The sequence below is a fragment of the Kitasatospora sp. NPDC043950 genome, assembly GCF_056435345.1.
The window spans coordinates 1-15134 of sequence record NZ_JBWKER010000097.1 but is presented as its reverse complement, the minus strand read 5'-3'; the positions used below and the strand labels follow the sequence as shown (position 1 = coordinate 15134).

Here is a 15134-nt window from a genome sequence, read left to right as displayed (position 1 = left end):
CCCCCCCCCCACCCCCCCCCCCCCCCCCCCCCCCCCCCCCCCCCCCCCCCCCCCCCCCCCCCCCCCCCCCCCCCCCCCCCCCCCCCCCCCCGCCCGGGAGCGGACGCGGGACCGGATCAGAACTGGGTGCTGACCGTCACCCCGCTGAAGTCGGTGTTGGCGTAGAGGCTGATGTAGCGGTAGCCGGCCGTCGGGTTGGTGACGGTGATGCTCTGCGTGCTGCCGGCGTTGGTGGAGGAGGCGGTGAAGGCGTTCGGCGAGGCCCAGGTGTCCGCGTTGTAGTACAGGTACGCGGTGCCGGTGCCGCCGGAGGTGCTGATCTTCAGGGTGCTGACGCCGGCCGGCAGGTAGACGTACAGGTAGTCGAGGTTGCCGGCGGTGGCGGTGAGGTTGGACCGGGAGCAGTTCTGGCCGAGCGCGTCGGTGCGCGGGTCGGCGCAGGTCGGCAGGGTGGTGCCGCCGCCGGTGCCGGTGGTGACGGTGACCGAGGCCGGGGTGCTGGCGGTCCTGCCGGTGGCGTCGGTGACGGTCAGGGCGACGGTGTACGTGCCCGCGGCGGCGTAGCCGTGGCTCGGGTTCCGCTGGTCGGAGGAGGTCCCGTCGCCGAAGGTCCAGTGCCAGGCGGTGATCTGGCCGGGGCCGGTCTGGACGGACTTGTCGGTCAGCGTGACGGTGGCGCCGTTGACGGCCTGGGCGAACAGCGCGGTCGGGCCGGCCGCGTAGCAGGCGCCGCCGGCGCAGCCGTCGAGCCAGGCGTCGAAGTCGGCGTCGTAGCCGGTGCCGATGCCGTTGTAGACCGCGTAGCCGCCCTGGTAGTCACCGGTGCGGAAGTGGCCGAGCATGGCGTAGACGTCGGCCGGGTGCTTCTCGAACATGTACCGGACGGCGAGGTAGCCCCACGGGTAGGTGCGCACCGAGTCCGAGTTGCCGTACGTGTTCTGGAAGACGGTGCTGAGCTTGTAGGTGTGCTTGGCGGCCTCGGCCATCGCCTGGGTGTCGGTGGTGCCGCGGTAGGCGTAGGACTCGTACTCGGCGACGCCCTCGATCCACCAGATGTCGGGCACGGAGATCTCGGTGGAGAAGTTGCCCTTCATGTCGTAGATGCCGTCGAGGTAGTGCGTGTACTCGTGGTTGAGGTTCCACACGTTGGCGGTGAAGCCGTCGTTCCACGACTTCTGGTACATCACGCACACGGCGCGGTTGTTCGGGTCGGTCGGGTCCATGACGGTCTGGCCGCCGTTGTCGGTGGAGTTCCCGAAGATCGCCCAGGAGTAGTTCAGGTAGTCGGCCTGGTTGGCGAAGACCGCGAGGGTCATGTTCTTGTCGTACGGGTTGACCGGGCCGTTGTCCTTCACCAGGTTGTGGAAGAAGGTGTCCTCGCCGCGCAGGCTGGTGCAGACGGCGGCCAGGTCGGCGGGCGACAGCGACTCGGTCTGGATGGTGCGGTTGTCGCAGACCAGCTGGTTCGGCAGCACCGCCGCGGTCAGCTTCGCCGGCAGGTCGCAGGTGCCGTAGTACGAGCACTGGCCGGGGTCGAAGGCGTTGGCCTGGTAGGCGGTGTGGACGTACAACGGGCCGGTGACGCCGGTGATCTGGGCGCCGTCGAGCACCGCCTTGACCTTCCCCTTGACCGCGGCCTCGACGACGGGGCCGTCGCCGGCCATCCGGCCGAGGTCGTTGCCCGCGTTGACGTCGAGGTAGGCGTTGGCGGTGCCGAGCAGGTCCTTGTGGTTGAGCGCGAAGTCGCCCAGGACGGTGCCGATGCTCGGGTCGGCGCCGACCGCGCTGACGAAGTCGCTGTTCCAGTTGCCCCGCCACAGCGGCGCGGACAGCACGGCGTTGACCGCCTTGAGCATCTTCGGGAAGGCGTTGTACGAGTTGTTGTAGCTGGTCAGCACCTGCTTGTAGACGCCCAGGTAGCTGCCCTGCACGTTGGCGCTGTCGGTCAGGACCAGCACCTCGTTGAGCACGGTGCCGTTGTTGTCGGTGACGTCGGTCCAGTGCCGGCCGGCGAAGAAGGCGTCGAGCCCGGCCTTGGAGGCAGTGGTGAGCGCCGCGTCGTAGGGGCCGACCGCGTCCGCGTTGTTGGACTGGACGTAGTACCCGGCCCGCAGGAAGAGCACGAGCTGCAGGATGCCGGTGGAGTTGTCCCCGGTGTAGTTCGCCGCCAGGCCCTGGTAGGCGTTGGCGACGGTGAGCATCTGGGATTCCTTGAAGATCCTGCCCGCGTCGGTGCCGGTGACGTTGAACAGCGTGTTCACGCAGTCCGTGGTCGAGCCTTCGAGGAAGGAGACCAGGTCGGCGCCGCTGCGCCCGCCGAAGTCGGCGGGGGTGCAGCTCGGCGCGGCGGCACCGGCCGTACCAGCGGCGGCACCGGCCGCACCGGCGACGGCACGGGCCGAACTGCCCGGCTGGGCCGCGGAGTTGCCCGGCTTGGCCGCGGGCGCGTGCGGCTGGGCCGGGCGGGGCGCGGTCTGCACGACGGTGCCGGCCGGCTGGCCCATCACGACCTGGCCCAGCAGCGCCGGCGGCAGCGGCTTGGCGGCGGGGGCGGCGGCCTCGGAGGGATCGGCCGCGAGGAAGGCCCCCAGCGGCTTCGGGACGGCCGACGCGGCGTCGGCCGTCGCCGGGGCGGCGGCGGACGACCTGGCGCCGGTCGGCGGCTGGGCGGCCGGCCCGGACGCGGCGAGCGCGGGGACGGGCAGCAGGGTGGCGGCGGTGGCACAGCCGGCGACGACGCCGGCCATGAGCGTGGGGAGGGGTATGCGAAGGCGCACTGCGGGGTCCTTCTCCTGTGGGGGAGGTGACTGGACGACTGCCGAGGCTTGGGGGAAGTCGACGTGATCCTGCCATCGGGCGACCCGTCAGAACAATGTCACAGGTCATATGACATCGACTGTGGCGGGCATAACACCGCCCCACCGGGACCGGCCGCCCGCCCCGGCCCCGCGGCCGGACCCGGCCTCCCCACCTCCGGACCCGGCCTCCCTACGGCCGGACCGGCCGGTACGTCCGCGCCGCCCACGCCTGGAAGGTCGGCGAACTGGCGATCAGGTCCCGGTAGGCCGCGGCCGCCGCGCCGAACAGCGTCTCCACCACCTCGCCGCTCACCCCGGCGGCCCGCCAGGCCAGCAGGTGGCGGACCCAGATCGGCGTCCCGGCGAGCGGCTTGACCAGCACTTCGGCCAGCGGCCTGGTGGTCGCCTGGACGACGGAGATCCCGAGCCCGGCGGAGATCATCTCCTGCAGCTCCAGCCGCCCGCCGAGGAACTCGTGGACGGTCGCCGGGGTGAAGCCCGCCGCGGCGCAGGCGCCGTAGAACACGCCGTGCCAGCCGGCCCCGTCGTCGGGGGTGAGGAACCAGTCCTCCTCGGCCAGGTCCACCAGGGCGATCTCGGTGCGGTGCCGGAGCCGGTGGCCCGCCGGGAGTGCGACGAAGGCGGGCTCGGTGACGATGCCGCGGTGCGCGACGGCCGGCGAGTGGCGCAGTTCCCGACCCGGGTAGTCGACGGCCACGGCGGCCTCCGCGTCACCCTGCTCCAGCAGGTCGACGATGTCCGACGAGCGGTAGACGGAGGTCACCGTGAAGCGCTGGTCGGGCCGCTGGTGCCGGGCCCTGGTGACCAGTCCCGGCAGGATCGGCGAGATGGTCGCGGCCAGGCGCAGCTCCTGGCGGGCCGGCTCGCCGGGGGCCGCCGGGCGGCGGCCGAGGCAGTCGGCGCGGGTGAGGAGGTCGCGCGCGGCGGCCACCACCTCGACACCGAAGCAGGTCGGCGCGACGCCCACGGCCGTGCGCTCGAACAGTGGCGCGCCCAGGTGGCGTTCGATCCGGCGCAGTTGCGTACTGGTCGCGGGCTGCGAGGCGCCGAGCAGGACGGCGGCCCTGCCGACGCTCCCCGTGTCGGCGATGGCGCACAGCACGCGAAGGTGCCGCAGTTCCAGCTCCATGACCCTCCCCCTCACGCAAGGGCCGCACCCTCCCGGCCGACCGCTCCGGGCTGGAGGGTGCGGCCCCGGCGGTGGCTGTGCAACAGCACACATGACATGTCGGCCGCTCACCTTCGCCCCGCGCGAATCACCTCGTCAAGCCCCCTCCGGGAGCCGAACGGCGGCGCCGGCAGCGGCCTTTACCGGCGCATTGCGTCCCCCTGACCACTCCCTGACCCCCACCCCGGCGACCGCCCGGCCCGGCACCCGCCACCCCGCCCGACGCCGGCCCCCGCGAAGCCCCTCCGAAGCCCCCCGTGGCCCTCCGCGGCCACCCCGCCCGACGCCGCCCCGCCGGGGCGAGCGAGACTTGAAGAGTTCTTCACCTTCCGGGACTCTGAACTCTCCTGAGCGTTCCGCGGAGCGGCACCGACCGGTCTGGAGGCCGGCAATGACAGCCATGTTCGACCAGGAGCTGCGCGAGCAGCTCACCCAGGCCCGCCGGGACCTCGCAGCGGCCCGGGCCGAAGGGGACGCCGACGGCGTCCAGGCGTACGAGGGCCGGATCGCCGGACTGCTCCGGCTCGCCGCCCAGCACGGGATCGACCTTCCGCACAGCGCCGACGAAGAGGAGCACAACCGGCCCTGACCGTCCCGCACCGGAACGGCGAGGAGGCGGCACCCGCGTGAACGGGTGCCGCCTCCTCTGCCGTCTCCTCCGCCGAACTACCCGGAGCCCCCGGAGGGCCGCCGGGTCACTTCCCGATCGGCTCCAGGACCGCCACGCACTCGAAGTGGTGCGTCATCGGGAACAGGTCGAAGGCCCGCAGCGAGACCGGCCGGTAGCCGCCCTCGCGGAAGAACGCCAGGTCCCGGGCGAGCGCCGCCGGGTCGCAGGCGACGTACGCGATCCGGCGCGCCTCCAGGCCGACCAGGTGCGCGACGGTCTCGCGCCCGGCGCCCGAGCGCGGCGGGTCCAGGACGATCAGGTCGGTGGCGGTGATGCCGGTGCGCGGCAGCAGCGTCTCGACGCGGTCGCACTCGATCCGCACGTTGTCCAGCGCGGCCAGGTTGTGCCGGGCGTCGGCCACGGCCTGCTTGGAGGACTCGATGCCGAGCACCGCGCCCTCCTCGCCGACCCGGTCGGCCAGCGCGCCCGCGAACAGGCCGACGCCGCAGTACAGGTCGAGCGCGTTCTCGCCCCACTGCGGGTCCAGGCCGTCCAGGACGGCGTCGACCAGGGTGTCCGGCGCCTCGGGGTGGATCTGCCAGAAGCCGCCGTTGCTGACCCGCCAGGTCCGCCCGGTCGCCCGCTCGCGCACGAAGCTGCGACCGTGCACGCGGTGGATGTCGCCCTGGTCGTCCACCCGGGCGATCGACACCGGCTTGTCCAGCTCGACCAGCGGCAGCTGGGCGCCGGGGCGCGGGGTGAGCACCACCTGGCGGTCCGAGGATCCGCTCGCGGCGATCACCTCGACCGAGGCGATGCCCGGCCAGTCGCGGGCCTCGATGCCGAGTTCGGTGACGCCCTCGGCGGCGATCAGGCAGCGGTCCACCGGCTGCACCTCGTGCGAGCGGTGCTTGCGCAGGCCGACCTTCCCGGTCTCCTGGTCCACGGCGTACTGCACGCGGGTGCGCCAGGTCGGCACCTGCCCGGCCGGCAGCTTGCCGCCGACCGGCTCGACGCTGCCGTCCCAGCCCGCCTCGGCCGGGGTGAGACCGGCCAGCTTGGCCAGCTGCTCGGTCAGCACCTGCCCCTTGAGCTTGCGCTGCCCGCCCGGGGTGACGTGCTGCCAGTCGCAGCCGCCGCACTTGCCGGGCCCGGAGAACGGGCACGGCGGCGCGATCCGCTCCTTGGCGGGCTCCAGGATCTCGACCGCGTCGGCCCGCAGGAACCGGGAGGTGGAGGTGCCCTCGGTGACCAGTGCGACCACCTTCTCGCCGGGCAGCGCGTGCCGGACGAACAGCACCCGGCCCTCGTGCCGGGCCACGCAGTGCCCGCCGCCGTGCGCGACCGGGCCGACCTCGACCTCGTAGCGCTGGCCGGCCAGCGGATCGCCGGACGGCGTCTCGGGCCGCGCGGCCCGCGGCGCGGTGCGCAGCGCCTTCGGCGGCCGCACCGCCTGCTTGCGCGGCCGCTCCCCCGGCGTGCGGGACGCCTGCGCGCGGGATCCCCGCGCACGGTCGCCCTTCGGCGCACCGTCCTTGGAGCGCTCGGCCTTCTGCGCACTGTCGGTCTTCTGCGTACGGGCGGCCTTCGGCTTCCCCGTGTCGGCTTCCGCCGGACGCGCGGGAGCAGGCTCGCCCGGCGCGAGCGGCGCGGTCTGCGCGGTGAAGCCGTCGCGGTCGGTGGCGGCCGGGCGCACGGGCTTGCCCCAGCGCGGCCGGGCGACCTTGCCGGGCTTGGCGGCGCCCTTGCGGGCGCCCTTGCCCGAGGATCCGGAGGAGCGGGACGGGGTGTTGCGGGTCACTGGGCGGAGTCCTTGCTGCTGTCAGCGGTGGCGTCTGGCATAACGGGGACCTTCGACTTTACGGCCTTCGGCGCCCGAGGCTCGCCACGCCGGACGGCGCCCGGCGCCGACCAGGCCTTCTGCGGCTTGCGCCGCTCGGAGGACTCCAGCTGCCACGGCACCGAGGTGACCATCACCCCGGGCTTGAACAGCAGCCGCCCCTTGAGCCGGAGCGCGCTCTGGTTGTGCAGCAGGTGCTCGTACCAGTGGCCGACCACGTACTCGGGGATGTAGACCGACACCACCTCGCGCGGGCTGCTGCGGCGCAGGTTCTTCACGTAGTCGAGGACGGGCCCGGTGATCTCGCGGAACGGCGAGTCCAGCACCTTGAGCGGCACCTCGATGCCGCGCTCGTCCCATTCCCGGCGCAGCGCCGCCGTGTCGGCCGGGTCGACGTTGACGGTCACGGCCTCCAGGGTGTGGGCGCGGGCGAGCCTGGCGTAGGCGAGGGCGCGCAGCGCGGGCTTGTGCAGCTTGGAGACCAGCACGATGGCGTGCACCCGGGTGGGCAGCACCACGTCGTCCGGCTCCTCGGCGGCGATGAGCTCCTCGGAGACCCGGTCGTAGTGGCGGCGGATGCCCTTCATCATCACGAAGAGCACGACCATCGCGGCGATCGCGATCCAGGCGTGGCTGATCTTGGTGACCAGGACGACGATCAGCACGGCCATGGTCATCACCAGGCCGAAGGTGTTGATCGCCCGGCTGCGCTGCATGTGGCGGCGCTTGGCCGGGTCGGTCTCGGTGCGCAGCAGCCGGGTCCAGTGCCGGATCATGCCGGACTGGCTCATGTTGAAGGAGACGAAGACGCCGACGATGTAGAGCTGGATCAGCCGGTTGGGGTCCGCGTCGAAGGCGATGACGAACAGGATCGCGGCGATCGCCAGCAGGATGATGCCGTTGGAGAAGGCCAGCCGGTCGCCGCGGGTGTGCAGCTGGCGCGGCAGGTAGCGGTCCTGGGCGAGGATCGAGCCGAGCACCGGGAAGCCGTTGAAGGCGGTGTTCGCGGCGAGCACCAGGATCAGGCCGGTGACGGCGGCGACGAAGTAGAAGCCGGGCGTGAAGTTGTTGAAGACGGCTTCGCTGATCTGGGCGAGCGCGGTCTTCTGGTGGTAGCCGGGCGAGGAGCCGACGAGCTGCTCGGCCGGGTTCTCGGCCATCTGCACGCCGGTGAGGCGGGCCAGCCAGATGATGCCCATGAACATCACCACGGCGATGCTGGCCATCATCAGCAGGGTGGTGGCGGCGTTCTTGCTCTTGGGCTTGCGGAAGGCCGGCACGCCGTTGGAGATGGCCTCCACGCCGGTGAGCGCGGCGCAGCCGGAGGAGAACGACTTGAGCAGCAGGAACACCATGGCGAACCCGGCCAGCGATTCGTTGCCGGGGGTGGCGGCGAGGTGGAATCCGGAGCTCTCGGCGGGCATGTCCTGGCCGAGCAGGAAGTGCCGGACGAAGCCGTAGCCGACCATGCCGATGACGCCGATCATGAAGGCGTACGTCGGGACGGCGAAGGCGGTGCCGGATTCGCGGACGCCGCGCAGGTTCATGCCCATCAGCACCACCACGACGATGACCGACAGGGTCAGTTCGTGGCCGCGCAGCGCGGGGACGGCGGAGACGACGTTGGCGACGCCCGAGGTCGTCGAGACGGCCACGGTGAGCACGTAGTCGACCATCAGGGCGCTGGCGACGACGAGCCCCGACTTGGGCCCGTGGTTGACGGTCGCGACCTCGTAGTCGCCGCCGCCGCTCGGGTAGGCGTGCACGTTCTGCCGGTAGGAGGCGACCACCGCGAGCATCACGATCGCGACGACGACGCCGATCTGCCAGGAGAAGTGGATCGCCGAGGCACCCGCCACGGAGAGCGTCAGCAGGATTTCCTCGGGGGCGTACGCGACCGAGGAGAGCGCGTCCGAGGCGAAGACGGGCAGCGCGATCCGCTTGGGCAGAAGTGTTTCGCCCAATTTGTCGCTGCGCAGGGCGCGCCCGATCAGGATGCGTTTCGGTAGGTCAGTCGGCATAGGCACGTTAAGGAATCGTAGGGGCTTCCCGGGCCGGGCTCCGCCGTTTGTCCCCCCCTTCGTCGCGACTGCGTTCTATGGACCGGCTAGCGTGTCGGATACGAGTCGGCGGGCAACACTCACGTTGTGAGTCGGCGCCCCACGAGAACGCTCGCCCAGGGAAGCCGGGCGGGAAAGGGAGATGAACGGTGTTTGCGCAGGTCAAGAACCCTACGGGACGGGTGAGGTAGCGCCGGTGCACATCGTCATCATGGGCTGCGGCCGCGTGGGCTCGGCCCTCGCCAGAGCCCTGGAGAAACAGGGCCACTCGGTGGCCGTGGTCGACCAGGACCCGACCGCGTTCCGTCGGCTGGGCGCCGGGTTCAACGGGCGCCGGGTGACCGGCGTCGGCTTCGACCAGGACACCCTGCGCGAGGCGGGCATCGAGGAGGCCGGCGCGTTCGCCGCGGTCTCCAGCGGCGACAACTCCAACATCATCGCCGCGCGGGTGGCCCGGGAGAACTTCGGCGTGGAGAACGTCGCGGCCCGGATCTACGACCCCCGCCGCGCCGAGGTCTACCAGCGCCTGGGCATCCCGACCGTGGCGACGGTCCGGTGGACCGCCGACCAGATGCTGCGCCGGCTGCTGCCGAGCGGCGCCGAGCCGCTGTGGCAGGACCCGAGCGGCGGCGTCCAGCTGGCCGAGGTCGCCTACGCCCCGGGCTGGGTCGGTCACCGCATCAGCGTGCTGGAGGAGTCCTCCGGCGCCCGGGTGGCGTTCGTCACCCGGCTCGGCGAGGGCGTGCTGCCCTCGCCCCAGATGGTGGTGCAGGAGGGCGACCTGGTGCACGTGATGCTGCGCCGGGGCGACCTGACGGCGGTCGAGGCCGCGTTCGCGCAGGGGCCGAAGGAGGAGGGTCACTGATGCGGGTCGCCATTGCCGGGGCCGGTGCCGTGGGTCGCTCGATCGCGGGCGAGCTGCTGGAGAACGGGCACGAGGTCCTGCTGATAGACAAGAACCCCAACTCCATCTCGGTGGAGCGGGTACCCATGGCGGAGTGGCTGCTGGCCGACGCCTGCGAGATCACCTCGCTGGACGAGGCGGCCCTGCAGCGCTGCCACGTGGTGATCGCTGCGACCGGCGACGACAAGGTGAACCTGGTCGTCTCGCTGCTCGCCAAGACCGAGTACGCGGTGCCGCGGGTGGTCGCCAGGGTGAACAACCCGAAGAACGAGTGGCTCTTCAACGAGTCCTGGGGCGTGGACGTGGCCGTGTCCACCCCGCGTCTGATGTCCGCCCTGGTCGAGGAGGCGGTCAGCGTCGGCGACCTGGTCCGGCTGATGCGCTTCAGCCAGGGCAACGCCAACCTGGTCGAGCTGACCCTGGCCGCCGACACCGAGCTGGTCGGCACCCGGGTGGGCGACGTGGCCTGGCCGCAGGACACCGCGCTGGTGACGATCATCCGCGAGGGCCGGGTGCTGGTGCCGGGCAAGGACGACACCCTGGAGGGCGGCGACGAGCTGCTCTTCGTGGCCGCGCAGGAGCGCGAGGAGGAACTGGAGGACCTGCTGTCGGCGTCCTCCGGCGCCCAGTAGGGCCGAAGGCGCGGACCGGACACGGGCGAGGGCCCGCACCCCTGGTGGGTGCGGGCCCTCGCCCGTCGCGTTCGGACCGGCCGGCCGGGGCTCCGGCTAGCGGGCCGGCTCCTCGTCGTCGTCGAACTGCGCCTTGATCGGCGGCGGCGCCTTGAGCAGGATCTGCCAGGTGACGTACATCGCCAGCAGCATCGGCGGGATGCCGAGGGCGACCTTGAGCCAGCCGAGCAGGTTGACGTTGTGGGTGAAGTACAGCGGGAAGAGGATCACCGGCTTGAGGCCCATGATCACCACCCAGGCCCAGGTCGCCTTGGTGTAGGCGGCGAACCGGCCCGGGTTCTCCTTGCGCCAGGTGAACATCTCGCCGGTGACCGGGCCGAGCATCACGCCGATCATCGGCCAGCGCACCAGGGCGGAGACCGCCAGGGCGATGCAGTAGCCGACGTTCCACAGCAGGCCGGGCAGGTAGAAGTCCTCGGCGCGACCGCTCTTCATCGAGATCCAGGCGCCGAGGGCGACGCCGAACACCCCGCTGAAGGCGTGCTGGACGGTCTCCCGCCGGGCCAGCCTGGTCACCACGAACACCGCGCACAGGCCCAGCGCGGCCCAGGCGGCGGAGCTGACCTGGTGGGTGATGTTGAAGGTGACGATGAAGACCAGGCCGGGCAGCGTCATGTCGATCATGCCGCGCACGCCGCCGAAGGCCTGCAGAATGGTGTCGGCCGCTTCCTTGGAGGCGGCGGCCTTGCGGGCGGCCTCCTCGGCCGCGCTGTCGGCGGCCTCCTTGGCGACGACGGCCTCGCGGACGGCCGCGTCGGCCGCGGCCCCGGGTCCGTGCGGGCCGGGCGGCGCGTGGTGGTTCGCGGCCAGGTCAAGCTGGGCGGCGGACTCGCCGCCGGGCTGGTTGCTCACGCTCATTCGCTCCCGTGTCCGACCGGACGCAGCTCATAGCGGGGGTTGAACAGCACGCGGCGCCCGCGTGCGTGGCTGATCCGGCCGCTGGCGACGAGCCGGCGGCCCGGCTCTATGCCCGCGATCGAGCGGCGGCCGAGCCAGACCACGTCCAGCGCCTCGGTGCCGTCGAAGAGTTCGGCCTCCAGAGCCGGCACCCCGGCCCGCGGGCGGAGCGTCACCGTGCGCAGCGTGCCCGCGACGGTGACCAGCTCGCGGTCCGCGCAGCCGGCGATCGGCGTGCAACCCGACTCCGCCGCGCTCTCCTGGCGCAGCTCCTCGGCCTGCAGCTCCTCGGCCGAGGAGGTCAGCCGGCTGAGCATGCGGCGGAATCGCCCCTGCGGCTGGTCGCTGCTGTTGTCACCACTCATGCCGGAAGGGTACCGGTTTCCGCGCCCCCGGCGGCAGGCCGTACGGCCACCGGGGGCGCCCCGGGGGTCAGCTCTCGAAGCGGTAGCCCATGCCCGGTTCGGTGATGAAGTGGCGCGGGTGCGAGGGGTCGCGCTCCAGCTTGCGGCGCAGTTGGGCGAGGTAGACCCGCAGGTAGTTGGTCTCGGTGCGGTAGGCGGGGCCCCACACCTCCTGGAGCAGCTGGGTCTGGCTGACCAGTCGGCCGGCGTTGCGGACCAGCACTTCCAGCAGGTGCCACTCGGTCGGGGTGAGGCGGACGTCGGTGCCGTCCCGGTTGACCTTCTTGGCGGCGAGGTCGACGGTGAAGCTCTCGGTGACGACCAGCGAGTCGTCCTCGCCCGCGACCGGCTCGGCGCGGCGTACGGCGGCGCGCATCCGGGCGAGCAGCTCGTCCATGCCGAACGGCTTGGTGACGTAGTCGTCGGCACCGGCGTCCAGGGCCTCGACCTTCTCGTCGGAGGCGTGCCGGGCCGACAGCACGATGATCGGCACCCTGGTCCAGCCGCGCAGGCCGCGGATCACCTCGACGCCGTCCATGTCGGGCAGGCCCAGGTCGAGGACGACGACGTCGGGATGGCGGGCGGCGGCCAGTTCCAGGGCGCTCGCGCCGTCATGGGCCGCGTCGACCTCGTACTTGCGGGCCTTGAGGTTGATCACCAGCGCGCGGACGATCTGCGGTTCGTCGTCCACGACGAGGACCCGGGTCATTTACGGGCTCCGCCTTTCAGGGCTGTCGGACTTACGGACTGTGGGACTTGCTGAACATACGACGTGCGGAAGCGAGGAACGACAGGCCGGAGCGGCAGGCCACCGGCTGTCACGTGATCAGCCGCGACAGCGGATCGTGCCCGTCACCGGCCGCCTCCCCCGGTTCCGGCGGCCGCTCGGCGGCGGGCAGGCTGACGACCATGGTGAGGCCGCCGCCGGGGGTGTCCTCGGCGGTGACGGTACCGTCCATCGCCTCGACGAAGCCGCGCGCCACCGCGAGCCCGAGCCCCACCCCGGCGCCGCGCGGCGCGTCCCCGTAGCGCTGGAACGGCGCGAAGATCCGCTCCTTGGCGTCCTCGGGCACGCCCGGGCCGCGGTCCACGATCCGCAGCTCGACCCGCCCGGAACCGCCCGGCTGACGCAGCGCGTCGGCCTTGACCAGCACCTTGACGCCGTCCGGGCTGTACTTGACGGCGTTCTCGACCAGGTTGGCCAGCGAACGCTCCAGCAGACCGCCGTCGGCCCGGATCATCGGCAGCGTCTCCGGGACGTCGAGGCGCACCGACTCCGGCGGCACCCCGCCGAGGGCGAACGGCACCACCTCGTCCAGGTCGGTCTCCTGGATCAGCGGGGTGACGGTACCGGTCTGCAACCGGCTCATGTCCAGCAGGTTGTTGATCAGGTGGTCGAGCCGGTCGGCCCCGGCCTCGATGCCGGCCAGCAGCTCCGCCTCGTCCTCCGGCGCCCACTCGACGTCGGCCGCCCGCAACGAGGTGACGGACGCCTTGATCCCCGCCAGCGGGGTGCGCAGGTCGTGCGAGACCGCCGCCAGCAGGGCGGTGCGGATCCGGTTGCCCTCCGCCTCCCGGCGGGCCGCCGCGGCCTCCCGGGCCAGCCGCCGGCGCTCCAGCACCACGGCCGCCTGCGCGGCGAACGCCCCGAGGAGGCGCCGGTCCGCCCCCGGCAGCACCCGGCCGCGCAGCACCAGCGCCAGGCTGTCGCCGACCGGGACGTCCACGTCGGCCTCCTCCGGCCGCTCCGGCGGGCGCGGCCCGGCGGTGGCGACCGGCACCCAGGCACCGAGCGGCTCCGGACGCTCCAGCAGCGCGGCGCTCTCCTGCCCGAAGGTCTCCCGGACCTGCTCCATCAGCGCGGTCAGCACCCCGTCCCCGTTCGGCGCGCCGCGCAGCACGGTACCGGCCAGCGCGCTGAGCGTCTGCGCCTCCGTCTGGCTGCGGGCCGCCTGGTGGGTGCGCCGGGCCGCCAGGTCGACCACGGAGGCGACCGAGATGCCGACCACGGTGAATATCGCCACCGCCATGATGTTCTGCGGCTCGTTAATCGTGAAGGTGTGGATCGGCGGCGTGAAGTAGTAGTTCAGCACCGACGAGGCGACCAGCGCCGACCCGATCGCCGGCAGCAGCCCGCCGACCAGCGCCGCGCACACCGTCAGCGACAGGAACAGCAGCATGTCGGTGGACAGGCCCAGCCCACCGATCGCGGTCAGCACCAGCGCCAGCACCGGCGGACCCGCCATCCCGATCAGCCAGCCCGCGATGGTGCGGGGGCGGCCCAGGTCGGTGATCCGGCGCACCGGCACCCGCCCGCGCCCGTGCCCGGCGTGCTCGTGGGTGACCATGTGGATGTCGATGTCGCCGGCCTCCCGGGTCACCGTGGTGCCGACGCCCGGCCCGTAGAGGTACTGCCAGGCCGGCCGTCGGCTGGTGCCCAGCACGATCTGGGTCGCGTTCACGCCCCGGGCGAAGTCCAGCAGCCCGGCGGCCGGGTCGTCGCCGAGGACGGCGTGGAAGGAGCCGCCGAGGCTCTCCACCAGGGCCCGCTGCTCGATCAGCGTCTGCGGGGAGCCGGTGCCCGAGAGCCCGTCCGAACGGGAGATGTGGACGGCGAGGAGCTCGCCGCCCGAGACACGGGCCGCGATCCGGGCCGCCCGCCGGATCAGCGTCGCCCCCTCGGGGCCGCCGGTCAGGCCCACCACGATCCGCTCCCGGGCCTGCCAGGTGCCCTCGATGCCCTGCTCGGCCCGGTACTTCTGCAGGTACTCGTCGACCCGGTCGGCGGTCCACAACAGCGCCAGCTCGCGCAGCGCGGTCAGGTTGCCCGGGCGGAAGTAGTTGGCCAGGGCCGCGTCTATCTTCTCCGGCGCGTACACGTTGCCGTGCGCCAGCCGCCGCCGCAGCGCCTGCGGCGACATGTCGACCAGCTCGATCTGGTCGGCCCGGCGCACCACCGCGTCCGGCACGGTCTCGCGCTGGCGCACCCCCGTGATGCCCTCGACGGCGTCGCCGAGCGACTCCAGGTGCTGGATGTTGACGGTGGAGATCACGTCGATCCCGGCCGCCAGCAGCTCCTCGACGTCCTGCCAGCGCTTGGCGTTGCGGCAGCCGGGGATGTTGGTGTGCGGCAGCTCGTCCACCAGCGCCACCTGCGGGCGGCGGGCGAGGACGGCGTCCACGTCCATCTCGGTGAACGTGGCCTCCCGGTGCACCAGCTGCCGGCGCGGCACGACCTCCAGCCCGTCGACGAGCTCCGCGGTGAGCCGCCGGCCGTGATCCTCCACGAACGCCACCACGACGTCCGTGCCACGCTGCTGTCGCCGGTGCGCCTCGGCGAGCATGGCGTACGTCTTGCCGACCCCGGGGGCCGCCCCAAGGTAGATGCGCAGCCTGCCTCGTCCCATGAGCACCATTCTTGATCCGGCTCTGCCCCGGGGCCACCCCCGGACACCTGTTCCCCTTCCCTTCGAGACTACGGCGTGAGCGGCGATTTTCCGCTGATCAGTGGACTGATCATGCGGTTTTAGCGACATATTGACGGCGCCCGCCCCCCTCGGCCGGGCCGGCGTGAAAGCCTTCTGCCCTGTCTCCGGGAAATGCAAAAAGACCCCCTCCCGGACGGGAGGGGGTCTTTTCGGAATAATTGTTCGGCGGCGTCCTACTCTCCCACAGGGTCCCCCCTGCAGTACCATCGGCGCTGAAAGGCTTAGCTTCCGGGTTCGGAATGTAACCGGGCG

General features: G+C 72.4%; 11 protein-coding genes and 1 rRNA gene. 3 read left to right on the top strand and 9 right to left on the bottom strand.

Translation table 11 applies throughout. The annotated features are described in order from the left end of the window. Positions 1-116: 116 nt before the first annotated feature. Both AC07BF_RS36515 and AC07BF_RS36510 read right to left on the bottom strand, forming a co-directional pair. A complete protein-coding gene (locus AC07BF_RS36515) occupies positions 117-2777 on the bottom strand; it encodes a collagenase (RefSeq protein WP_478319526.1) in 2661 nt (886 codons plus the stop codon). Between the two features lie 211 nt (positions 2778-2988). After that, on the bottom strand, positions 2989-3948 hold the full coding sequence (locus AC07BF_RS36510; protein ID WP_363629161.1) for a LysR family transcriptional regulator: 960 nt from the start codon (positions 3946-3948) through the stop codon (positions 2989-2991). A 430-nt stretch (positions 3949-4378) separates the two neighbouring features. On the opposite strand from AC07BF_RS36510, the gene AC07BF_RS36505 reads away from it, so the two are divergent. Next, the gene (locus tag AC07BF_RS36505) at positions 4379-4576 is read left to right on the top strand and encodes a hypothetical protein (protein ID WP_363588357.1); all 198 of its coding nucleotides are present in this window, start codon (positions 4379-4381) and stop codon (positions 4574-4576) included. 106 nt (positions 4577-4682) lie between these two features. Here AC07BF_RS36505 and AC07BF_RS36500 read toward each other — a convergent pair whose 3' ends face one another. Both AC07BF_RS36500 and AC07BF_RS36495 read right to left on the bottom strand, forming a co-directional pair. After that, positions 4683-6029, bottom strand: coding sequence for a class I SAM-dependent RNA methyltransferase (locus AC07BF_RS36500; protein WP_363588367.1), 1347 nt, complete (start codon positions 6027-6029; stop codon positions 4683-4685). Positions 6030-6394: 365 nt separating this feature from the next. After that, positions 6395-8464 carry an APC family permease gene (locus AC07BF_RS36495; protein ID WP_363588359.1) on the bottom strand — a complete coding sequence of 690 codons (2070 nt, stop codon included), beginning with the start codon at positions 8462-8464 and terminating at the stop codon, positions 6395-6397. A gap of 229 nt (positions 8465-8693) precedes the next feature. Here AC07BF_RS36495 and AC07BF_RS36490 point away from each other — a divergent pair, with 229 nt between their 5' ends. Continuing rightward, positions 8694-9362, top strand: coding sequence for a potassium channel family protein (locus AC07BF_RS36490; RefSeq protein WP_363369779.1), 669 nt, complete (start codon positions 8694-8696; stop codon positions 9360-9362). After that, the gene (locus AC07BF_RS36485; RefSeq protein ID WP_063347598.1) at positions 9362-10033 is read left to right on the top strand and encodes a potassium channel family protein; all 672 of its coding nucleotides are present in this window, start codon (positions 9362-9364) and stop codon (positions 10031-10033) included. The genes AC07BF_RS36490 and AC07BF_RS36485 overlap by 1 nt, the downstream gene beginning before the upstream one ends. Positions 10034-10129: 96 nt before the next feature. Here the strand turns inward: AC07BF_RS36485 and AC07BF_RS36480 are convergent, their stop codons facing one another. From AC07BF_RS36480 to rrf, 5 genes are all read right to left on the bottom strand, one after another. Continuing rightward, complete coding sequence (locus AC07BF_RS36480; RefSeq protein ID WP_363588361.1) at positions 10130-10945, bottom strand: DUF3159 domain-containing protein; 816 nt, start codon at positions 10943-10945, stop codon at positions 10130-10132. A 2-nt stretch (positions 10946-10947) separates the two neighbouring features. Further along, positions 10948-11355 (bottom strand): OB-fold nucleic acid binding domain-containing protein, encoded by a 408-nt coding sequence (locus AC07BF_RS36475; protein ID WP_063347599.1) that lies wholly within the window; start codon positions 11353-11355, stop codon positions 10948-10950. Between the two features lie 67 nt (positions 11356-11422). Beyond that, positions 11423-12103: a response regulator gene (locus AC07BF_RS36470; RefSeq protein ID WP_033351413.1), complete on the bottom strand. Its 681-nt coding sequence runs from the start codon at positions 12101-12103 to the stop codon at positions 11423-11425. A 109-nt stretch (positions 12104-12212) separates the two neighbouring features. Then, entirely contained in the window at positions 12213-14801 is a 2589-nt protein-coding gene (locus tag AC07BF_RS36465) for an ATP-binding protein (protein WP_478334512.1), read from the bottom strand. Positions 14802-15042: 241 nt separating this feature from the next. Then, positions 15043-15134, bottom strand: a 5S ribosomal RNA gene (gene rrf, locus AC07BF_RS36460); the annotation flags it as partial.